The 18,342-nt window shown below is 61.9% G+C and carries 25 protein-coding genes; 8 read left to right on the forward strand and 17 right to left on the reverse strand.

Features of this window, described 5'->3' with window-relative positions:
• Positions 1 to 39: 39 nt before the first annotated feature.
• Genes PQ457_RS19355 through PQ457_RS19370 form a run of 4 tightly spaced genes read right to left on the reverse strand, consistent with a single transcriptional unit; the run spans position 40 to position 3,028 of the window.
• Positions 40 to 798 (reverse strand): MBL fold metallo-hydrolase, encoded by a 759-nt coding sequence (locus PQ457_RS19355; protein ID WP_169477073.1) that lies wholly within the window; start codon positions 796 to 798, stop codon positions 40 to 42.
• Between the two features lie 54 nt (positions 799 to 852).
• Positions 853 to 1,641, reverse strand: a complete 789-nt coding sequence (locus tag PQ457_RS19360; protein ID WP_169477074.1) for an alpha/beta fold hydrolase — start codon at positions 1,639 to 1,641, stop codon at positions 853 to 855.
• A 22-nt stretch (positions 1,642 to 1,663) separates the two neighbouring features.
• Entirely contained in the window at positions 1,664 to 2,341 is a 678-nt protein-coding gene (locus PQ457_RS19365; protein ID WP_169477075.1) for an alpha/beta fold hydrolase, read from the reverse strand.
• 42 nt (positions 2,342 to 2,383) lie between these two features.
• A complete protein-coding gene (locus PQ457_RS19370; RefSeq protein ID WP_273619449.1) occupies positions 2,384 to 3,028 on the reverse strand; it encodes an HD domain-containing protein in 645 nt (214 codons plus the stop codon).
• Positions 3,029 to 3,297: 269 nt separating this feature from the next.
• Between PQ457_RS19370 and PQ457_RS19375 the strand changes: the two genes are divergently transcribed.
• Positions 3,298 to 4,263, forward strand: coding sequence for a GlxA family transcriptional regulator (locus PQ457_RS19375; RefSeq protein WP_273619450.1), 966 nt, complete (start codon positions 3,298 to 3,300; stop codon positions 4,261 to 4,263).
• A 374-nt stretch (positions 4,264 to 4,637) separates the two neighbouring features.
• Here the strand turns inward: PQ457_RS19375 and PQ457_RS19380 are convergent, their stop codons facing one another.
• The 3 genes from PQ457_RS19380 to PQ457_RS19390 form a co-directional block, all read right to left on the reverse strand.
• Positions 4,638 to 5,831 (reverse strand): IS91 family transposase, encoded by a 1,194-nt coding sequence (locus PQ457_RS19380; protein ID WP_273619451.1) that lies wholly within the window; start codon positions 5,829 to 5,831, stop codon positions 4,638 to 4,640.
• A gap of 4 nt (positions 5,832 to 5,835) precedes the next feature.
• Positions 5,836 to 6,744, reverse strand: coding sequence for a tyrosine-type recombinase/integrase (locus PQ457_RS19385; protein WP_273619452.1), 909 nt, complete (start codon positions 6,742 to 6,744; stop codon positions 5,836 to 5,838).
• A gap of 176 nt (positions 6,745 to 6,920) precedes the next feature.
• Positions 6,921 to 7,553 carry a tyrosine-type recombinase/integrase gene (locus PQ457_RS19390; RefSeq protein WP_273619453.1) on the reverse strand — a complete coding sequence of 211 codons (633 nt, stop codon included), beginning with the start codon at positions 7,551 to 7,553 and terminating at the stop codon, positions 6,921 to 6,923.
• A 172-nt stretch (positions 7,554 to 7,725) separates the two neighbouring features.
• Here PQ457_RS19390 and PQ457_RS19395 point away from each other — a divergent pair, with 172 nt between their 5' ends.
• Both PQ457_RS19395 and PQ457_RS19400 read left to right on the forward strand, forming a co-directional pair.
• Positions 7,726 to 7,971, forward strand: a complete 246-nt coding sequence (locus tag PQ457_RS19395; protein WP_013831443.1) for a type II toxin-antitoxin system ParD family antitoxin — start codon at positions 7,726 to 7,728, stop codon at positions 7,969 to 7,971.
• A gap of 2 nt (positions 7,972 to 7,973) precedes the next feature.
• On the forward strand, positions 7,974 to 8,276 hold the full coding sequence (locus PQ457_RS19400; RefSeq protein ID WP_007014466.1) for a type II toxin-antitoxin system RelE/ParE family toxin: 303 nt from the start codon (positions 7,974 to 7,976) through the stop codon (positions 8,274 to 8,276).
• Positions 8,277 to 8,636: 360 nt separating this feature from the next.
• Here PQ457_RS19400 and PQ457_RS19405 read toward each other — a convergent pair whose 3' ends face one another.
• Positions 8,637 to 9,005 (reverse strand): YegP family protein, encoded by a 369-nt coding sequence (locus PQ457_RS19405; protein ID WP_273619455.1) that lies wholly within the window; start codon positions 9,003 to 9,005, stop codon positions 8,637 to 8,639.
• A gap of 319 nt (positions 9,006 to 9,324) precedes the next feature.
• Between PQ457_RS19405 and PQ457_RS19410 the strand changes: the two genes are divergently transcribed.
• Both PQ457_RS19410 and PQ457_RS19415 read left to right on the forward strand, forming a co-directional pair.
• The gene (locus PQ457_RS19410) at positions 9,325 to 9,510 is read left to right on the forward strand and encodes a hypothetical protein (RefSeq protein WP_273619456.1); all 186 of its coding nucleotides are present in this window, start codon (positions 9,325 to 9,327) and stop codon (positions 9,508 to 9,510) included.
• Positions 9,507 to 9,728: a hypothetical protein gene (locus PQ457_RS19415; protein ID WP_273619457.1), complete on the forward strand. Its 222-nt coding sequence runs from the start codon at positions 9,507 to 9,509 to the stop codon at positions 9,726 to 9,728. The genes PQ457_RS19410 and PQ457_RS19415 overlap by 4 nt, the downstream gene beginning before the upstream one ends.
• Positions 9,729 to 9,789: 61 nt before the next feature.
• Here PQ457_RS19415 and PQ457_RS19420 read toward each other — a convergent pair whose 3' ends face one another.
• Both PQ457_RS19420 and PQ457_RS19425 read right to left on the reverse strand, forming a co-directional pair.
• Positions 9,790 to 10,479 (reverse strand): polyamine aminopropyltransferase, encoded by a 690-nt coding sequence (locus PQ457_RS19420; RefSeq protein ID WP_273620406.1) that lies wholly within the window; start codon positions 10,477 to 10,479, stop codon positions 9,790 to 9,792.
• Positions 10,479 to 10,973: a YaiI/YqxD family protein gene (locus tag PQ457_RS19425; protein ID WP_273619458.1), complete on the reverse strand. Its 495-nt coding sequence runs from the start codon at positions 10,971 to 10,973 to the stop codon at positions 10,479 to 10,481. Before PQ457_RS19425 ends, PQ457_RS19420 begins: the two co-directional genes overlap by 1 nt.
• A gap of 330 nt (positions 10,974 to 11,303) precedes the next feature.
• Between PQ457_RS19425 and PQ457_RS19430 the strand changes: the two genes are divergently transcribed.
• On the forward strand, positions 11,304 to 11,510 hold the full coding sequence (locus PQ457_RS19430; protein ID WP_273619459.1) for a cold-shock protein: 207 nt from the start codon (positions 11,304 to 11,306) through the stop codon (positions 11,508 to 11,510).
• Between the two features lie 226 nt (positions 11,511 to 11,736).
• Here the strand turns inward: PQ457_RS19430 and PQ457_RS19435 are convergent, their stop codons facing one another.
• The 4 genes from PQ457_RS19435 to PQ457_RS19450 form a co-directional block, all read right to left on the reverse strand.
• Positions 11,737 to 12,807, reverse strand: a complete 1,071-nt coding sequence (locus PQ457_RS19435; RefSeq protein WP_273619460.1) for an MBL fold metallo-hydrolase — start codon at positions 12,805 to 12,807, stop codon at positions 11,737 to 11,739.
• A 121-nt stretch (positions 12,808 to 12,928) separates the two neighbouring features.
• The gene (locus PQ457_RS19440) at positions 12,929 to 13,333 is read right to left on the reverse strand and encodes a C-glycoside deglycosidase beta subunit domain-containing protein (RefSeq protein WP_273619461.1); all 405 of its coding nucleotides are present in this window, start codon (positions 13,331 to 13,333) and stop codon (positions 12,929 to 12,931) included.
• Positions 13,326 to 14,075, reverse strand: a complete 750-nt coding sequence (locus PQ457_RS19445; RefSeq protein ID WP_273620407.1) for a sugar phosphate isomerase/epimerase family protein — start codon at positions 14,073 to 14,075, stop codon at positions 13,326 to 13,328. The genes PQ457_RS19440 and PQ457_RS19445 overlap by 8 nt, the downstream gene beginning before the upstream one ends.
• Positions 14,076 to 14,114: 39 nt before the next feature.
• The gene (locus PQ457_RS19450; protein WP_273619462.1) at positions 14,115 to 14,243 is read right to left on the reverse strand and encodes a hypothetical protein; all 129 of its coding nucleotides are present in this window, start codon (positions 14,241 to 14,243) and stop codon (positions 14,115 to 14,117) included.
• Between the two features lie 234 nt (positions 14,244 to 14,477).
• On the opposite strand from PQ457_RS19450, the gene PQ457_RS19455 reads away from it, so the two are divergent.
• Together PQ457_RS19455 and PQ457_RS19460 are read left to right on the forward strand one after the other, a co-directional pair.
• Positions 14,478 to 15,098, forward strand: a complete 621-nt coding sequence (locus tag PQ457_RS19455; protein WP_273619463.1) for a TetR/AcrR family transcriptional regulator — start codon at positions 14,478 to 14,480, stop codon at positions 15,096 to 15,098.
• Positions 15,099 to 15,541: 443 nt separating this feature from the next.
• Positions 15,542 to 15,961 (forward strand): nuclear transport factor 2 family protein, encoded by a 420-nt coding sequence (locus PQ457_RS19460; protein WP_273619464.1) that lies wholly within the window; start codon positions 15,542 to 15,544, stop codon positions 15,959 to 15,961.
• Positions 15,962 to 15,990: 29 nt separating this feature from the next.
• On the opposite strand, the gene PQ457_RS19465 is transcribed toward PQ457_RS19460, so the two are convergent.
• The 3 genes from PQ457_RS19465 to PQ457_RS19475 are packed head-to-tail and all read right to left on the reverse strand — an operon-like array spanning position 15,991 to position 18,342.
• Positions 15,991 to 16,482 (reverse strand): DUF3237 domain-containing protein, encoded by a 492-nt coding sequence (locus tag PQ457_RS19465; protein WP_273619465.1) that lies wholly within the window; start codon positions 16,480 to 16,482, stop codon positions 15,991 to 15,993.
• Positions 16,483 to 16,500: 18 nt separating this feature from the next.
• Positions 16,501 to 17,739 (reverse strand): YceI family protein, encoded by a 1,239-nt coding sequence (locus PQ457_RS19470; RefSeq protein WP_273619466.1) that lies wholly within the window; start codon positions 17,737 to 17,739, stop codon positions 16,501 to 16,503.
• A 3-nt stretch (positions 17,740 to 17,742) separates the two neighbouring features.
• Entirely contained in the window at positions 17,743 to 18,342 is a 600-nt protein-coding gene (locus PQ457_RS19475) for a YceI family protein (RefSeq protein ID WP_273619467.1), read from the reverse strand.

The following is an 18,342-nucleotide window of genomic DNA, read 5'->3' on the forward strand; positions in this document are numbered from 1 at the left end:
ATCCTTAGCCTGGCCGGTTTCGTCCGGCGGGTTGGTGGTTCAATGTGCATGGTGGCATTGGCCCGAAGCACAGGGATCGCCCCCCAGCCTGGCCAAGGCGCGGGCGTGGCGCATGACTTCGGGAACCTCCAGCGGCCCACCGTGGCCCATGTGGAAGCGCTTGCCGCCGCTCTCGACCATGCGGATCAGCTCGCGCGATACGGTGGCGGGATCGTCCTCGAACGGGGGGCGAATCGCGCGCGCCTTGCGCATCATGCCGCCGATCAGGATGCCCGAAGCGATCAGGTCGCCGACCATCATATCGTCCGATGCCAGCTCCACTGCGATCGAGCCGGGTGTATGGCCGCCGGTGTGCCGCACGATGCCATCGACCCCGAAGTCGAGGAGATTGAACGTGTCGCCGTTGGTCATCATGATATCGGGCACGAAGCCGTCGTAAGGTTCATGTGGAACCGGCGTTTTCAGGAACAGCTTGCCGACCCAGCTTGTCGTGCAATAGGTCATCGGTTCCTTGCGGCTGTAGAAATCCGCATCGTCCTGATGGGCCAGAATGGGCGCGCCAGACAGGCGGCGCAGGGCGGCCGCGCTGCCGGCATGATCGGTGTGGGCGTGCGTCACGACGATCAGCTTGATGTCGGGGAATGACAATCCATGCTGTGCCAGAGCCTTGCCGATCTTGCGTTCCGACCCCGGAATGCCCGCGTCGATCAGGATACAGCCTGCCTCGCTGCGGATGAGATGGGCGTTGACCATGCCGAATGGCAGGATAGGGATGGTGATGATCTGAGTGTCAAACATGGGAAGTTCCTTGTACGGGCGGTGACGCCGCGCTGTGGCTGCGGACGAACGCGCTTAGTGTTGCTGTGACAGGGGCACCGCGAATTTCTGGATGAGAGCCGCCAGATCGGCGGGTGCCTCCAGCGGCGAGAGGTGGCCGATCCCCGGCAGCGTATACAGTGTCGCCTGCGGGATGCGCGGCATCAGTTCCTGCTGCAGCACGGCGGGCGGATCGACCCGGTCCTTCTCGCCCGAGATGACGAGGGTGGGGACGCGGATAAGGGCCACCTGCGCGGTGATGTCTTCCTGACTGGCGGCAAGCGGCCAGGCTGCCTTGGCTGCGGTCGATCCTTGCAGGCTGTCGCTGACCACTGTTTCCAGATCGTCGGGGTTCAGCGGGGTAGATGTCAGCACCTGCTCGACCGTGGTCACAATGCTGGTGCGACTGTCATAGGCGCCCACCATGTCTTGCCTGACGTCAAGCGGCATGTTGAGCGGGGAAGGCGGCGAAGGTGCAACCAAAACCAGCCCCGCCAGCCCTGCCGGACGGCGCGATGCCAGCAATTGCGCGACCTTGCCCCCCATTGAGTGGCCGACCAGAACATACCGATCGAGGGCGAGGCTCTCGATCAGCCCTTGGGCGTCATCGGCCAGATCGGCCAGCGTGTAGCCCGCAAGGGGTTTGTCCGACTGGCCCCAGCCGCGCTGGTCGAGCGCGATGGTGCGAAAGGCAGGCGCCAAGGCCTGCGTAACATGTCGCCATGTCCGCGATGAACCGCCCCAGTAATGGAGGAAGACCAGCGCCGGCGCGCCTGTCCCGAGATCCTCGACATGGAGCTTGATGGTGTTCGATGCAGTGCTCATGAGATGGCTCCCGGGACAGGTGTCAGGCGGCGGCCTGAAGGATGAAGTCGGCAACGACACCGGGCTGTGAGAGCATTGGCACATGGCTGGATGCGACACGGGCAATGGTGGCGTTCATCCGCGTGGCCATCTTTTCCTGCTCATCGCTCAGGATCGCCTGATCTTCCTGACCGATCAGAAAGAAAGTCGGACGCGTGCGCCATGCCGCCTGCGTCAGCGTGCCGCCCAGCGCAGCGCCGTTGATCGGCCCTTGCGTGGCATAGACTATGGCCTGCTCGGCCTCTGGCAAATCCTGCGCGAACAGGGTGGAGACGCCCGCCGGGGTCAGCTTGAGAAATCCTTGCGCATCGGGGCGCATTTCGCCGCCAAGGGGGGCGTCTGCGAAGCCGGCGAACAGCGATCCGGCCGATTCACCGGCATCGGGGGCAAAGGCGTCGATGTAGACGAGGCGCGCCACCTTGGGATCGTTGCCTGCCTGACCGATCACGGCGCCGGCATAGCTGTGCCCGACCAGCACCACATCGCCATTGGCCAAGTCGATCGCGCGGGTTACAGCCGCCACATCGTCGTCAAAGCCAGTCAGCGGCAGTTGCACGGCGGTCACCGTCATTTCCTTGGCCGCGAGCAGCGGAATGACCTTGGCCCAGCTGGAGCCGTCAGCCCATGCGCCGTGAACGAGAATTGCGTTGGAAATGGTCATTGTTGTTCTCCTGAAATGTGCGTGATGATGTTGGGGGAAGGGTCAGCCGTGCCAGCGCGAACAGCGGATGACCGAGCAGAAGTTGCCGCGATGGAAATGCGGCTCTTTGTCGGCGATCACATCGGCCTTCACATTGCCGAAGGTGGTGTCGGGCTTGTGCTTGATGCCGTCGTAGAAGGCCTGGATGATGTCTTCCTTGAAGGTCGGCGTGCGGGGGAAGGCGGCGACCACCGCGTCGCGCACCGCATCGGGATACTGGTTGTAAGTCAGGCCCAGCACGTCCATCTCGACGCCCGCTGTGGTCAGCGCGATGACGGGATGCATGAATTCGGGAACGCCGGGCGTGGTGTGCAGCGCGATGCCGGTCCACACCTTTTCGATGTCGGCGGGGTCAAGGTTGTAGCTTTGCAGGAAGTCGCGCGCGGCGTTGGCGCCATCGACCTCGAAACGCAGATGGTCGCTGCTGTGCGAGGGCATCAGGCCCACGTCGTGGAACATCGTTGCCGCATAGAGCAGCTCGGGGTTGAAGGTCAGGCCGCGCTGCTGCCCTGCTATGGCGCCAAAGAAAAACACGCGCGAGGAGTGGTTGAAGAGCAGTTCGGTTTCAGTATCGCGGACGAATTCGGCGATGGCGCGGGCCAGCGCGCTGTCGGGGATCGTGATACCGTTGAAGGGTGAGGCGGTCATAGGGTCTTCTCCTTGGATGGCGGACACACTTCGCCAACCCCGTAAACGGGCCTGGCCGACGATCATTGCCGCAGTGGGAAAGACGTTCGGGTTGGCTCTTGAACGCGCCTTGCGCCTTGCCCCTTCTCAATCGCAGGAATGCGGTTTGGCAGCAATGACGGTGAACCGGTAGAAACTGCCAACCGTGCGTGATAAGCTGCCTGGGGCTGGCTATCACCGTTCCGGCGTCCGAAGGAGTTCGGTGATTCCGCGCAAGGATCAGGAATCTGATGGCAAAGAAAGTCGTTGTTCTCGTCATTTATGAGGGCGTCCAGGCGCTCGACGTCGCCGGGCCACTCGACGTCTTTGCCGTGGCCAATCGTTTCCTACCGGAAGAGGATCGCTACGAATGCCTTCTGGTCGCGGGCGACACGACGCCGGTGCGCTGCTCGAACGGCATGTGGATGGTCGCCGACCTCAGCTTCGCGCAGGCCGAGGGCCTTTTTGATACGGTTCTGGTTGCTGGAGGACCGGACCTGCCCGACAGCGCCGCCGACGAAGCGATGTCGGCTTGGCTACGCGCGTGGGCCGTCCAGGCCCGGCGATATGGTTCAATCTGCACCGGGGCCTTTGCGCTGGGTCACGCGGGGCTGCTCGACGGGCGGACGGTCACAACACACTGGCTTTGCTCAGCCCAACTCGCCACCCTTTTTCCAAAGGCTCGGGTTGAGCACGATCGTATCCACGCCCGCGACGATCGCCTTGTGACATCGGCAGGAGTCACCGCAGGCATCGACCTTAGCCTTGCTCTGGTGGGAGAAGACCATGGTCCGGCGATCTCGCTTGCCTGCGCCAAGGCGTTGGTGGTGGTGGCGCAGCGCCAGGGCGGGCAGTCCCAGTTCAGCCCGCTGCTGGTATCGACCAGTGACCCGCAGACGCCGCTCGGCAAGGTGCAAGCCTATGTCATGGACCACGTGCGGGAAGCCTTTCCCGTTGAGCGCCTCGCCGAATTGGCTGGGGTCAGCTCACGCAGCATCGCGCGGTTGTTCGTTCGCGAACTGGATGTGACCCCGCATGAATTTGTCGAGGGCGTGCGTCTCAATCAGGCTCGCAGCTTGCTCGAATCTTCGGACCTGGCACTCAAGGCTGTCGCCTTCGACTGCGGCTTCGCCAGTCCGGACCAGATGCGTAGCGCCTTTCAGCGGCGGCTCAATGTTACGCCGCAGCAATATCGAGCAAGTTTCAAGAACATGTGAGGAATGGACGGAAGATCGATGTCGGGCTCTGACGGAAACGGTCGTTGGCACCATGAATTATGAACGGCCGCAATGTCGAAGGGTTTCGGGCGCCGACAGGCGTACGAAAGTCTTACAAGTACGACCCGCGGTGAGGCTCGCACAGGTCTATGGGTAAAAGGGCTTTGGTGTGGATTGGGGTGACTGAAGCAAGCCTACCGGCCAGCCCGTGATGGGCGGAACAGTATAAAAGTGAGATGGCCATTGTGCTCGAAGCGCCGCTGATCCTGCTGGCAATGAGCCCAGTTTTGACTGTGCTGGCGGCGTCGACACACCTATCCCCATGGGCCGGGGCGCAACGTTCACGGCCATCATGCAGGGTAAGCCATGCCGGATCATGGCGTGTTCCTCCGGGTCGGCGGCGCCGATTGCGGCGGAGCGCGGGGCTGGCACCAGCGAGCGAAGTCCTCGATAATGGTCATATGCCCGCCGCAACATGGGCATGGTGGGCGATGGTCGGGCGGTTCTTCGGATTCGGGCTCGTGGATTGGCGCGGCTACGCCCAGCAGTTTGCGTGCGAGCGCCATAGCCTCCTTGTGCGTCGAACTGGCGAGCAGGCCGTAATGCCGGATGCGGTGGAAGCCGCGCGGCAGGACGTGGATCAGGAAGCGGCGGATGAACTCGTCGGTGGCCAGCGTCATGACCTGCTGGCGTTCGGCACCATCGCGGCGATAGTCTTTGTAGCGGAAGGTCACGCCGGTCTCGTCAAAGGCGATGAGGCGCCGGTTCGAGATGGCGACGCGGTGGGTGTAGCGCGAGAGGTAGGCCAGCACCGCCTGCGGCCCGGCGAAGGGTGGCTTGGCATAGACCACCCAGCGCTTTTTCCGGATCGGCGACAGATACCGCAGGAAGGCCTTGCGTGTTGCGAGGCCCGCCAAGGTGCTGAAGAAGGCCAGCTTGCCGGCATCGAACAACGCCAACAAGCGGGTGAGGAACAGCCGGCGGAACAATGCGCCAAGCACGCGCACCGGCAGCAGGAAGGCGGGGCGCGACGAGACCCAGCGCGTGCCGTCCAGCGCGATGCCGCCGCCCGGCACGATCATGTGCACATGCGGATGGTGGGTCAGGGCCGATCCCCACGTATGCAGCACGGCGGTGATCCCGATCCGCGCGCCGAGGTGCCTGGGATCGGCGGCGATGGTCAGCATCGTGTCCGCAGCCGCGCGGAACAGCAGGTCATAGACCGCCGCCTTGTTCTGCCAGGCAATGTCGGCGATCTGGGCAGGCACAGTGAACACGACGTGGAAGTAACCGACCGGCAACAGGTCGGCCTCGCGCGCGGCCAGCCAGGTACGCGCGGCGGCGCCCTGACATTTGGGACAGTGTCGGTTGCGGCATGAGTTGTAGGCAATCCGCCAGTGCCCGCAGTCGTCGCAGGCCTCGACGTGACCGCCCAGCGCGGCGGTGCGGCAATTCTCGATGGCCGTCATGACCTTGAGCTGGCCGAGGCTGAGATGCCCGGCATGGGCCGCCCGATACGCGGGCCCGGCGCTACGGAAGATATCGGCGACCTCGAGCGAGGCGCGCACCGGCTCAGCCGGGAGGAGCCACCTGCGCCTCGATCAGCGTCGTCAACTTGTCCAGCGGACTGATGACCGCGCGCACCGTTCGGGTTGCGACCGTGGTGTAGAAAGCGGTTGTCTCGAGGTTCGCGTGCCCGAGCAGCGCCTGGATGATCCGAATATCGACGCCGTCTTCCAGCAGATGCGTGGCGAAACTGTGCCGCAGAGTGTGAGGGCCGACCCGCTTTTTGATACCCGCAGCTTCGGCAGCATCGACAACGATCCGATGGAGCTGTCGCGTACTAAGCGGCTTGAGATAGTGCATGCCCGGGAACAGCCAGCCATCGGCATGCATGACGCCTTGTTTGCGGCCAACAGTCCACCACTCACGCAAAAGGGCAAGAAGGTCAGCGGGCAGGAGCGCGTTGCGATAGCGCCCGCCTTTACCGCGCTCCACTCGCAGAAGCATCCGCTTGCTGTCGACATCGCGGACCTTCAGCATCGTCACTTCGGCGGCGCGCAAGCCAGCGCCATACGCAACGGACAGTGCAGCCTTGTGCTTCAGGCAGTTGGTCGCGCCGAGCAGAAGCACGACCTCGTCGCGGCTGAGGACAACGGGCAAGGAGCGCGGATTCTTGACCGTGTAGAGCTTGCGGGACAGATCCGGGCGATCAATGGTGTGAGTGAAAAAGAAACGCAGCGCAGAAACGATGCTGTTCATGGTCGGGATGCCGATGCCCGCCTCGCGCTGTTCGACCTGGAATTGCCGAAGCTCTTCTACGGTCGCAGTATCGGGAGGACGCCCAAGATACGTTGCAAACCTCGCGACGTGCCGCACATAGTCGAACTGGGTCTTCCGCGCGAACCGGCGCATGTTCATGTCTTCGATCATGCGCTGACGCAGGGAAGTGACGGGAGCATCAGACAAAACATTGGTCATGGTACGACTCCTTGGTTGAAAGGAGCCGCAATCGTCTGCCTACCTGGCCCACACCTCAACTTAGACCCAGACCGCCGATTACTGGCCAGACCTCAAAACATGCGCCACTCCCGCGCCAGCGGGTTCGTACTTGTCCCAAAGTTGGCTCCCCGCCAGCGGTGCGGGGAGCCAACGGTTCAAATTTCGGTATTCTCGGCTAGGGCAAGCGCGTCTTCCACGTCGATCCCAAGATACCGCACCGAATTTTCGATTTTGCTATGACCGAGCAGGATCTGGACGGCGCGCAAGTTGCCGGTTGCCCGGTAGAAGATAGACGCCTTCGTCCGGCGCAGCGAGTGGGTGCCATATTCGCTTCGCATCAGGCCCACACCGGTCACCCATTCATCGACAAGCCGGGCATATTGGCGGGTGCTGAGATGGCCGTTGCGATCGACCCGACTTGGAAAGACATAATCGTCCACCGTGCCGCCACGACGTTCAAGCCACGCCAGCAGACTGGCGCGGGCATCAGGAAGCAACTCAAACGGCACAGGGCGGCCGGTTTTCTGCTGCATCACTATGGCGCGTGTTCGGATCTGCCCGCCGCTGACAATGTCGCCGATTTTCATTTGCACGAGATCACAACCACGCAATTTGCTGTCGATCGCCAGGTCGAACAGAGCCCGGTCTCGAAGGCGACGAGGCTGATTGAGGTAGAAGCGGATCTCCCAAATTTGCTTCGGCTTCAGCGCCCGCTTCGCGCCGATAGCGCGACCTGCGTTCCAGACCTGACGCTTGGCGGATGTGGGTTGGGTTTCAGGCATTTCCATGTTCATTCTCCGATAGCCAGAATTGGCCAACGGAAGAACGTCTGGCAGCCGCAGGGGGAGGTGCTGCGAGGCGTCGGTTGCATAATTGTCCCTATTCGTGGGGGTAGGTCATGGCTGAGCAGCAATTGACAAGCTTTGCCAATCTTTGCTATTTCAGGGCATGGAGGTTGCCATGGCTACGATGAACATCTCACTGCCCGATCCGATGAAGCAATGGGTGGAAGCGCAAGCTGATACTGGTCGGTATAGCAATGCCAGCGACTATGTGCGCGATCTTATCCGCCGTGACCAGGAACGCGCCGACAAGATTGCCGCCATGCAGCGCCTTGTCGACGACGCCCGAGCTGGCGGTCTGAGCGATGAGACGATGGCGGATATCCGGGCGCGAGCGATCAGCCAGGCAGGCCTGCAAGCCTGACTGTGCCACGTTTTCACTTAACACGCGCCGCAGCCGACGATCTGACAGCCATTTTTCTGGAAGGCATCGAGCAGTTTGGCTTGCCGCAGGCTGACGCTTATCACGAAGGGCTGAGCGCGATTTTCGCGTTTCTCGCAGACTATCCCCATGCCGCGCGCTTGCGAGAGGAAATCTCGCCGCCTGTTCGCGTGCATCCCTACAAGGCCCACCTGGTGATTTATGATGTAGGAAATGAGGGCGAGGTCATCATTCTGCGTGTCCGGCATGGTCGGGAAGATTGGACATCATCGAATTACGACGGTTAGCCGTGAAAAGGTCCGCGCTGGCGGCCAATCCGCAGAGATCCTCACCACACTTAGCGTTTCTCCTGCCGACCAATCCTTGCCGTTCGCGTTCACTCCGGCGAACGGCTGGTCCCGGCAGTAGTTGTCGTTCGCCCAATGGGCGGTTCAGTATGCCCTCACTACTGTTCGAAGAAAGATGGCATAGTATCAGCGTAATCGCCCAAGGTTCGCGTGTGTGAGTCTACGGTCTAGATCTGCCGTCCACCCGCTTGGTGGCGCGCTCCATTGAATTTGTCGTTGGTTACCGATTTTGTCCGACTCAACGTATGATGGCGTTCGACGGCACTACCTTGCGCCCCGAGCGTCTGGAATTGAGCCGGATCACTCCGGCTTCAAATGCCGAATTCTGGCGGTGCCGGCCGATTGGCGCAGGGCGTTGACGGCGTCCATACAGTCATGCGCATTGGCATAAGGCCCGCTTGCTGCGCGCACATGGCCATCGGGCGTGCACAGGCGCCATCGCCATTGCTCGCCCGCATGGGAGCCGGAAAGCGTGGGCGAGTGACTGACCTGATAAATTTCAAAATAGGTTTCCGCGCGGTCATTGGAAACCCATAACGGTATGGAGCGCCAAGGCGGGGCCCCGCTAAGGTCCGCATGGCCACCGGCGTTATCCATGTAAACTTGGGCTTCGTGCCCGCCGAGTCGGCATCGGAGACCGGAAGGAGCATGATCGTAAGTGGCGGACATGATTGTCCTCCTGCTTGGCAAGCGGGAGCACATAAGTCTCTCTGTCACAGGGGAGCTTGCGGCCGAAAATCGCGTGATGGGCCAGCATAGCATGAATAGTCGTGGATAGTTTCCTCAATTTTTTACCCACCGTCGGAAATTTTTCTCGTTCGAACGAAAACGGCGGGAATAAATTTAACTCAAGGCGGAGCGTAATTTCTACAATTGGACCTTACATTTTTCTTTCAAACGTTTATATAAATCGCATTGCGGCACTCATCTCGTAGGCAGCCGCGACTGAGAGACAGATGCGCTCCCGCTTACGCAAGGGAGACAGATCATGGATCTCAATCAACTTTATTTTCGGCACCAGCTTTTGCTCATGCGGGCCAGTTGCGCCTCGGACGATGAGGCCAGCCTTAACCACGAGGCGACGGCCGCAGGAATTGCGCGCTGCATCGGCATGTTTCAGGCCAATGCGGGGGCGGCCGCCGCACTCTCCTGGCAACCGGAGGACGGGCAATGAGCCGCGCGATGAACATCGGCCTGCCCGAAGCACAGGTCGCGGCCATGTGCGAACAGGCAGGGGCCCGGATCAGCGACATTGAAACCCTGCCCTCTGGCGGCACGCATCTGGTGTGCGTCACCAGCGAAGGCGCCGAGGAAATGCGTCACCGTCTGAAAGGGCATTTGATCGAGGGGCGGGTCAAGCGCTTCCCCTTCTATCACGCCCGCCGGGACTAAAACGGAAGAGGCGTGCAAATTGCCCGACCGGCGGATGACCCCGCCGGTCGGGTCATGCCAATCAGTGCCTGCGGGCGAACCAGATATGATGGTTCACCTGTTTGCCATCCATCACTTGATCGGCGGTCGAAAAGGCATTGACCTTGACCTCGGCCACATCAAATCCTGCGCGCTCCAGCCGCCGCGTGAAATCTCCATCGCCATCGGCCGACCATACCGCCAGCACGCCGCCGGGCCGCAGCGCCTTGCGGCTAGCCTCCAGCCCGGCGGGAGAATAGAGCGTGTCATTGCGGCGCCGGGTCAGGCCTTCCGGGCCATTGTCCACGTCCAGCAGGATGGCATCATAGCCGCCCGCCGCCGAATGGATCAGCAGCCCGACATCGTCGATCACCAGCGTTACCCGCGCATCGTCAAGGCAGCCATCAGTCAGCCGATGCATCGGCCCGCGCGCCCAGACCAGAATCTGCGGCACCAGTTCGGCCACGGTCACATTGGCATCGCTGCCCAGCGCGGCCAGCGCCGCGCGCAGGGTAAAGCCCATGCCATAGCCCCCGATCAGCACCTGTGGCGCGCTTTGCTCTGCGATCCTTTCGCAGGTCAGCGTGGCCAGCGCCTGTTCCGAGGCGAACATGTCGCTGCTCATCAGCTCGTTCTGACCGAAAACGATGGCGAACTCATCGCCGCTGCGCAGCAATTGCAATTCGACGCCGCCGGGCACCTGCGCCCGGTCAACCACCTCATATTCCCTCATCATCGTCCGGCATTCCGTGCGAGGCGGGTCAGCGCCTCATCGAGCGCGGAAAGGAAGCGCGACCGGTCGGCCTTGGAAAAAGGCGGCGGTCCGCCGATGGCCTCGCCCACGGCCCCGGCGCGCAGATCGGCCATGATGGCACGGGTGGCGATGGCTCCGCCTATCGAACTGGCAGTAAAGGGCTTGCCGGTCGGTGACAGAACCGATGCCTGGGCCTTGATCGCGCGGTCGGCCAGCAGGATGTCGGCGGTGATCACCACGCTGCCCGCCCCACTGGCCTGCGCGATCCAGTCATCGGCGGCGTCAAAGGAATCGCTGACCACCACGCGGCGCACCAGCGGGTGATCGGGCACGCGCAAGGGGCGATTGCTGACCACGACTACGGACACATGGTGGCGCAGGGCGACCTTGTAGATCTCATCCTTGACCGGGCATGCATCGGCATCGACCAGAACTTGAAGTGCGGGGCTGGATAGGGGCGCGGAAATGGGCATGAAACTCCGGCAGGGACGCGGGTCGATCCACGATGCGTCGCGAAACTTGCCGGTTTTTGGGGCGGGGATATGGCAATCGTTAAGCTGGCCTGATTGCCGAACCCTGTTGCTAGGCGATATTGACCAAGGTTGCCATGATAATCGGTTTATTCGGCTGATGAAGGCTTAAATTGACTTTACCGCGGCGCAGGTCTAAAGGTTCTTCCGCTAACGTCGCCTGCGACGGAATTTGACTCCGATTCGTTCGGTTTTTCTTCCTTTCACATGCTGCCAGCTCCACCCTGCACTTTTGCGGGTGGGTTCTCTTGTTTTCGTGAAAAGGAAACACCCATGACCATCGGCACCGTCAAGTTCTTCAATATTGATAAAGGCTATGGCTTCATTGCGCCCGAAGAAGGCGGCAATGACAGCTTTGTCCATATCAGCGCCGTTCAGCAGGCCGGAATGACCACGCTGAACAAGGATCAGCGCCTCAGCTATGAGGTCGAAACCGATCGTCGCGGCAAGCAGTCCGCTGTCAATCTGGTTGCCGCCTGATCAAGCTGTTCGCCGGTGTCCGCAGGGGCACCGGGAACTGTCCGTCGTGACGAAGGGTTTCCTTTCGACATGACGGCCCGTGTCTGGCCTGCTTGATCCGCATTGCGTGATCGCGGGCCGGGCGCGGGAAATTTGCCTGTCTTGCGCTGCTTGCCGAGGCGGGATGCCATCCTTTTCTATCCGTATGCCGCCGTCCGGGCGGTGAATTACCCGAGTTTTTGATAATCTATATGCGTGCAATTCTGAAATATATCGCTTTCTCTTTGAAATCTTCTTCAATCCGTCCTTCCGTTGCGGTCCCGTTGTCCTCGGGCGTTCTTACTGCCGCCGAAATGCAGCGCCTGGTGGCCGATATGGTGGACTGACCGACAAGCCATCTCCTCGGGAAGATTCCGTCCGTAAAACCGCTGCGGTCGCTGACCACTTCAGGAGACGGCACAAAATGGGTCAGGACCACGCGCTTCACCTGCGCCGTGCTTGCAAGCTTGCCGACTTCGGCAGAGGACAGGTGGTTGTGGCTCATCCCGTTTATGACCGCATCGCGCACCCTGGGCGCTGCGCCCATCGCGTTCTTCATCAACTGGTTGGCGACCGCCTCTGGCTCGACGATCTCGCTGATCAGCACATCAGCGCCGCTGGCCAGCTTGATCAACCGCGCCGAAGGCCCTGAATCGCCGGTGAAGACGAACACCCGTCCCCCGGCCTCGACCCGATAGGCAACCGCCTGAGGCATCTTCGCCAGCGGGATCGATGGCTTCACCTGATAGTGATCCACTCCGATTGCCCAGACGCGCACGCGGCTGTCCTGGAAAACGAGCGTGGGCTGCTGGATATCGTCAGGCAGATCATGCGGTTCGATCTCGGCGGTGGCCGGCGGCTTGGCAGGCCCTGCGGTGGGGAAGCCGGCGAGTTCGGTCGGCGTGTTGGCTGCGGCCAGCCCGCTCGCCAAGTGAACCGTTCCCGCCGGGCCGTAGATCGGCAGCTTACCCGACTTGAACGACCAGTGCGTCACGATGATCGGACCGAGCGACGCATTGTGATCGAGGTGATGATGGGTAATGAACACAGCCGCCACGTTCCGCTCGGGGATATGCGCCTTGGCCATCTGGCGCTGAACCCCGTTGCCGACATCGAACAGATAGACCGCATCGCCCACGACAAGCGCATTGGCGATTTGCGACCGCTCGGCCTGCACCGACGGCCCACCGCTTGTGCCCAGGGTAACCCATTCTGCGCGTGGAGCAGGCGTGGATGCCTGTTGCGGGGCTTGCGCCGTCGCCGTGCCGATGGACAACATGGCGAACGCGGATGTCGCCAGAGCTGACAGCAAATGTTGCCTCGTTTGCATCCTGCTTCCTTTCAGAGTTGTCGGGGCTGCATGACATTTTCGCATGCCCATCCTGCAGCCGGGCACTTGTTCAGCGCATGACGATCGTTGCGTGGCGCTGGTTGCGCGCAATCGTAGGCTGGTGTTCGGGCGGGAAATAGGGGTGGCGGTAGCGGATGGCGCTCGCCACCAGATGGACGCCCGCCTCCAGTCCGCCCGGCTTGGGCACGATGACCGTGAAATGGTCACCGACGTAAAGCCGGGCCTGCGTTTCAGCGGCCATTTCCGCGTGGGTGTATTCGCGATCTCCAAGACGGATGCGGCTTTGCTCGGCCGGATAGGTTACCCCGTCAACCGTGATGTCAACGCCCTCGATCAGGCTGAGTCGGCTGCTGCGATAATTGGCCTGAAGCAACCGGACCTCGAAGCCCGTGCGCGCCTCAACCGGGCCAACGTTACGAAAACCGGTGCTCTGGATATGGGTGCGCTCAAGCATCGACGAGGCCTCCGTTGGCAGCTTCATATTCGGCTTCAAGTTTGCGGACCAACGCGTGCTGACGACGCACCTGCTCGATCGCCACCCACGGATCGCGCGCGCCTTCGTATTCGCTGGAGAGGTAGCCGGTGTAGCCCAGCGCCTTGAGCTTCGGCACGATCCGGTCCCATGGGATCTGATGGTCGTGCAGGTTCTCGTCGATGCGGTGAAACTTGGCCTGGATGAACGGCACGTATTGGATGATGTCGTCGAGGTGATCGACCGGCACCTTGGTTCCATAGACCATCTCGGGCGCGCCCTTCTTGATCGCCTCGAAATCCCCACCGCCCCAGGCATCGAGCGGCCGGTCCTGGAAAATGCCCGTGTCGATCATCAGCCCGAAGTTCTTCGTGCCGGTACGCTCGATGAAGTTGACGTAGCCTTCTGTCACCGGATGACGGATCGGCGTGGGGGCATGGATCTCCGGCAGGATCATCATGTCGAGTTGCTGCGCCAGATCGAGGCTGCGCTCGACCGCCCCTTCCCAGATAGGGTCGGGGGTCAACGTGCGATCAATCACCCCGAACTTGGGGCGAATGAACTTGAAGCCAAGACGATGCGCCAGTCGCAGGTCTTGGGCGATCTGCACCGCGCCTTCCTCGACGCTCATGTTGCGGTCGATCTGGATGCGGGTGTCGACCCAGCAGGCGAAGTTCGTCGGCTCGAGGCCGTAACGCTCAAGTTGCGCGAACCAATGGTCGATCCAGACAACCGGCGGCTCGGGATAGAGCGGGACGCTTGTCTAACCCAGGATTTCGATTCCGGTGGAACCTGTGTCAGCGACATGATCGAACGCATCATCAAGCGTCATCACCGTGCCGAAATCGTCGGTATAGCTGTACAGCGAAACGCCGTACCGAAAACCTGTCATATGCTCTCTCCCGTCGCCGTCGGACTCGCACCAGCCCTATTAATCAGCGATTATTAGACCCCCTATTAAATGCCGTTCAATCCGCGCGCAAGGGAAATTTTGGAGGGGATGCGTTTTCGGTTTGGGTGTGGCCTGGCGATGACTCGGTGCGATATGTCCAGATGATTGCCCAGCCGATCCGCGCCTTTCCTTCGCGCTTGCAAGTCGGTCCGAATCAAAGCAAGAGCGCTGTCGATGCCGAAAAAAGTGACAAAGATTGAGCGACGCGGCCAACCGTCGCACCGCGAGGATCTGCGCCGAGAACTGCTCGCCGCTGCCGTCGAAATCGTTGCGCGCGAAGGGCACGAAGGGCTTACCATGCGAAGGCTGGCAGAAATTGTCGGGGTTTCTCCGGGAGCACCCTATCATCATTTCGCCGACCGGCGTGCCTTGCTGATCGCTGTCGCGCTGGAAGGGTATCGCACGATGTTTGAAAAAACCGCGATTCCTTCCGACAGCGAGATGACCGGCGAGACGGCGCTTTCCCACTCTTTTCTGGGCTTCATTCGATTTGCCGTCGAAAATCCGCACACATTCACGCTGATGTACGAGAGCGAACTGATCCGCCCGCAGCTCGCCCCCGAACTGGCCACCGCGCAGGAGCAGGGTTTCCAGCAACTGCGCGGTGAGGTGACCGCATTGACGACTCATTTGTCAGACCGTGAGCGTGCCGTGCGCATCGCGACGATATGGTGCGCCGTATTTGGCTACGCACTCCAGTCGAATCGGGCCATGTTGCGAGCCTATCCGCTCGAGCCTGCGCCAGATGAATTGGGGTTGGAGGTTATCCAGCAGGCGTTGAGGTTGTTGCATTGACGGTCATGCCCGAATGGGTGGTGCAGCAGGGGCAGGGCTTGTCACGATGACTTTCGGTCAGGTCCGGGTTGCGAAAGCCGAGCAATTAGTCTGAACTGGACGACAGGTGCGTGCAGCCTGCGCCGCATGGCATTTTCATTGTTCGGATGCGGTGCTTCCAGGCCCTCCGCGTTCGATCCTGCGCTGTTGTCGTTCCGCCTCCCCATCGCCGCTGTCATTTTTCCGTTTCTGCGTAGGAGCTTATGCCAAATGCTGGCAAATACGAGTTTGGCTGGCTGAAGCATACTTCCGCAGACGCCATGGGAAGGACACAACCGACGCCGCTGCTTTGATTTTTGGACCTGTGACTACTTTCGACTTCGCTGCCAATAGCTCTGTATAGCCGTTTGGCGGCGATGAGCTTGGCTGGATATGTCAGGTGAACCCGTCTGCCTCTTTCAGCGATGTTCACTCTGCATTGCACGCAAAAGCTGCGCGACCGGATTAAGGCTGCCTTTGCGTCGCCAGAGCCCAGCGACACGCTGCAGGGCAATTGGTATGCGACGGCCATTTTCTGGAAGCCGCAGGTGGCATTGCTGGTGTCCGAAGGCACGCAGCAGGCCACAGGACGCGCCGCAGTGGTCGGCTTCTTTGCGGCCATCAGGACCAAACCCAAACCGATCCCGGTTCGGCTATCCGCCCCCGTAGTTCAGGTTCTGGCCCAAGGTGACTACGTGGTAGTGGTGACGGTATCGACCTTGCCGGATCCTCGAACCCCGGGCAAACCCTATACGACCAGTTGGTTCGACATGTGGCGCTTTGTCGATGGCAAAGCGGACGAGCATTGGGACAGCGCCACGCTGATGCCCCCGCCACCCCGATAAATTCGCAACCGGGCTGGTGTAGGCCAGCCCTAATTCACGCGGTAAAAGCGTATCCGCACCGAACGGACCCCGCCCGGCTGGGTCTCGGGCACCAGAATGCCGACAAAGGCTTCCTTGGCCAGCCAGCCATATTTGCCCATCGGCACCTCGAACACCGGGAACGTCCGCACACCGGGCGCCCGGCCCGGCTCGGGCGGGCATGACACGCCCTGATTGAGGACATTGATGATCGTGCCGTCGTCGGTTTGCAGCATGTAATCGGCCTTGATCTGCAAACAGCCGTCGGCGCGCCGCAATTGCCAGTCCCACCCGCCGGGCATGACCTTGCCCGAAATGCCCGGACCGCTGAACGTGCCCCCGGTGATCGGCACGATGTTACGCCCGCCCAGCGCGGTTGTCCCCACCGGCACATTGCCCGCCAGCGTCACCACCTCCTCAAAGGCGAATTCCAGCTGCGGCTCGGCCGCCTGCGCCTGTCCGGCAACCAGCAGCGCCAGCGCGCCCAGAACGTATGATTTCATGCCCTTCCCTCTCTTGTTTTACAGTCGATGCGCCTTCAGGCTGAACGACAGGCCCACCTCGGCGCCGATCTGGTCGGTCGCGCTCCATTGCCCGGTGCCGACATGCAGCGCAATCCGGTCGAGCCGGGCGCTGCCTTTAACGGTGGCCTTGTCCTCGGCGATCTTCAGGTCGAAGTTCAGCGTGACCGGCACCTTGACCCCATTGATGGCCAAGGCGCCGTCGGCGGAAAATTTGCCGCTGCCCAGAGGCTTGAACCCGGAGGCCGTGAACACCGCCCGCCCCATCGGGGATGAGCCGAAGAATTCGGGCCCCTGCAGCATGGAATCGCGGGTCTGATCCCCGCTCGACGCGCTGGCCAGTTGCACCGTGACGGTCAGTTTCGCCGCCTGCGGATGATCGGGGTCATAGGTGACCTTGCCGGTCCATTTGCCGAAGCGGCCCTCGACAGGCCCGCCGTTGACCGTGGCGGAAAAGCCCAGACGCCCGCCCGGCTCGATGGCCCAATCGTGGGTCAGCGGTTTGTCCGGCTCGGCCGAAGCGGTGGCCACCGGGGTTTCCTCGACAGGCGGCGCTTCAGAAGCGGCAGGCGCGGGCGCAGCGGGCGCGAAAGGCGCGGCCGCCGCCGACGGCGCCCGATAAAGCACCCACGGCAGCGCAAAAGCGATCCCCAGAACGCCCAGCGCCAGCACCACCGCGCCCCATACAGAGCGGACATGCGCGGGCATCATGCGCGGCACCACCCATTCCTCACGCCGAGCCGCCAACTGATGTTTCAGCGCCCCGCCAATGTGCAGAACGATCAGCCCCGCCCCCAGCCATGCCAGCAGCGAATGGCCCGCCTCGATCCCGTCATGCCACCCATGATTGATCGGCAGATGCGGCAGGGGAACGGTGTGAAACAGCAAGGTCGGCACCGCCACCGACGCGGTCGACACCAGCGCCCATCCCGTCAAAGGCCCGCCAATCATGAAGAGATAGAGCAGCCCATGCACCCCCGAGGCCAGCCTTGTCTGCCACCGCGGCCCCTCCACCGGCGCGGGCCGGGGCCAGGCCACCCGCACCGCCACCCGCAGCAGCGAGAGCAGCAAAATGGCCATGCCGATGCTCTTGTGGAACTGAAACGCGGCAAACATCACCGCCGAGCGCGGCATGTCGGCCATATGCCAGCCCAGCCCAAGCTGGAACAGCAGCAGCGCGGCAATCGCCCAGTGCAGGATGATGGCCATGGGGCGATAGCGGAGGGGGGTGTTGCTCATAATTTACTTCTTCTTCGAAAATTCAGCGTCAATGTCGATGCTGACCTCGTCGCCGACAAAGGGCAGGAAGGTTTTCATGCCGAAATCCGACCGCCTGATCTGCATATGGCCGGTCACGCCGATCCGCTTGTCATTGGCAAGCCCCGTGCCGACCCCGATCAGCGTGACCTCCATCGGCACCTCGCGCGTCACGCCCAGCAGGGTCAGCCGACCATTGACCCGCGCATGGGTGGCATCGACCCGCACCAGCCCGGCGGCAACATAGCGCGCGGCGGGAAAGGCCGCGACATTGAAGAAACCGGGGCCGCGTAATTCCTTGTCGCGCGCTTCCGTGTCGGTGCTGAGCGATGCGGCATCGACCGAAACATCGAGCGTGGCCGCCTCGGGCCTGGCCGGGTCAAAGGTCAGTTCCCCGCCCGCCTTGGCAAAGCGCAGGGTGGTCTTGGAAAAGCCCAGATGATCGACCCGCGCGGCAACAGCGGTATGGGTCGGATCGGCGGCATAGGTGCCCGCCTCGATCCGGGCAACATCGGCCCCCTGACTGGCCGCCAGCGCGGGGGTGGCGACAAGGGCGGAAAACACAAGCGGAATAAGGCGTTTCAT

This window comes from Novosphingobium humi (assembly GCF_028607105.1).
Taxonomy (GTDB): Bacteria; Pseudomonadota; Alphaproteobacteria; order Sphingomonadales; family Sphingomonadaceae; genus Novosphingobium; species Novosphingobium humi.

Coding starts and splice junctions, on each gene's coding strand:
- PQ457_RS19355 (WP_169477073.1), bottom strand. CDS start 798: ATGTTTGACACTCAGATCATCACCATCCCTATCCTGCCATTCGGCATG.
- PQ457_RS19360 (WP_169477074.1), bottom strand. CDS start 1,641: ATGAGCACTGCATCGAACACCATCAAGCTCCATGTCGAGGATCTCGGG.
- PQ457_RS19365 (WP_169477075.1), bottom strand. CDS start 2,341: ATGACCATTTCCAACGCAATTCTCGTTCACGGCGCATGGGCTGACGGC.
- PQ457_RS19370 (WP_273619449.1), bottom strand. CDS start 3,028: ATGACCGCCTCACCCTTCAACGGTATCACGATCCCCGACAGCGCGCTG.
- PQ457_RS19375 (WP_273619450.1), top strand. CDS start 3,298: ATGGCAAAGAAAGTCGTTGTTCTCGTCATTTATGAGGGCGTCCAGGCG.
- PQ457_RS19385 (WP_273619452.1), bottom strand. CDS start 6,744: ATGACCAATGTTTTGTCTGATGCTCCCGTCACTTCCCTGCGTCAGCGC.
- PQ457_RS19390 (WP_273619453.1), bottom strand. CDS start 7,553: ATGGAAATGCCTGAAACCCAACCCACATCCGCCAAGCGTCAGGTCTGG.
- PQ457_RS19395 (WP_013831443.1), top strand. CDS start 7,726: ATGGCTACGATGAACATCTCACTGCCCGATCCGATGAAGCAATGGGTG.
- PQ457_RS19405 (WP_273619455.1), bottom strand. CDS start 9,005: ATGTCCGCCACTTACGATCATGCTCCTTCCGGTCTCCGATGCCGACTC.
- PQ457_RS19410 (WP_273619456.1), top strand. CDS start 9,325: ATGGATCTCAATCAACTTTATTTTCGGCACCAGCTTTTGCTCATGCGG.
- PQ457_RS19415 (WP_273619457.1), top strand. CDS start 9,507: ATGAGCCGCGCGATGAACATCGGCCTGCCCGAAGCACAGGTCGCGGCC.
- PQ457_RS19420 (WP_273620406.1), bottom strand. CDS start 10,479: ATGAGGGAATATGAGGTGGTTGACCGGGCGCAGGTGCCCGGCGGCGTC.
- PQ457_RS19425 (WP_273619458.1), bottom strand. CDS start 10,973: ATGCCCATTTCCGCGCCCCTATCCAGCCCCGCACTTCAAGTTCTGGTC.
- PQ457_RS19430 (WP_273619459.1), top strand. CDS start 11,304: ATGACCATCGGCACCGTCAAGTTCTTCAATATTGATAAAGGCTATGGC.
- PQ457_RS19435 (WP_273619460.1), bottom strand. CDS start 12,807: ATGTTGTCCATCGGCACGGCGACGGCGCAAGCCCCGCAACAGGCATCC.
- PQ457_RS19440 (WP_273619461.1), bottom strand. CDS start 13,333: ATGCTTGAGCGCACCCATATCCAGAGCACCGGTTTTCGTAACGTTGGC.
- PQ457_RS19450 (WP_273619462.1), bottom strand. CDS start 14,243: ATGACAGGTTTTCGGTACGGCGTTTCGCTGTACAGCTATACCGACGAT.
- PQ457_RS19455 (WP_273619463.1), top strand. CDS start 14,478: ATGCCGAAAAAAGTGACAAAGATTGAGCGACGCGGCCAACCGTCGCAC.
- PQ457_RS19460 (WP_273619464.1), top strand. CDS start 15,542: ATGTTCACTCTGCATTGCACGCAAAAGCTGCGCGACCGGATTAAGGCT.
- PQ457_RS19465 (WP_273619465.1), bottom strand. CDS start 16,482: ATGAAATCATACGTTCTGGGCGCGCTGGCGCTGCTGGTTGCCGGACAG.
- PQ457_RS19470 (WP_273619466.1), bottom strand. CDS start 17,739: ATGAGCAACACCCCCCTCCGCTATCGCCCCATGGCCATCATCCTGCAC.
- PQ457_RS19475 (WP_273619467.1), bottom strand. CDS start 18,342: ATGAAACGCCTTATTCCGCTTGTGTTTTCCGCCCTTGTCGCCACCCCC.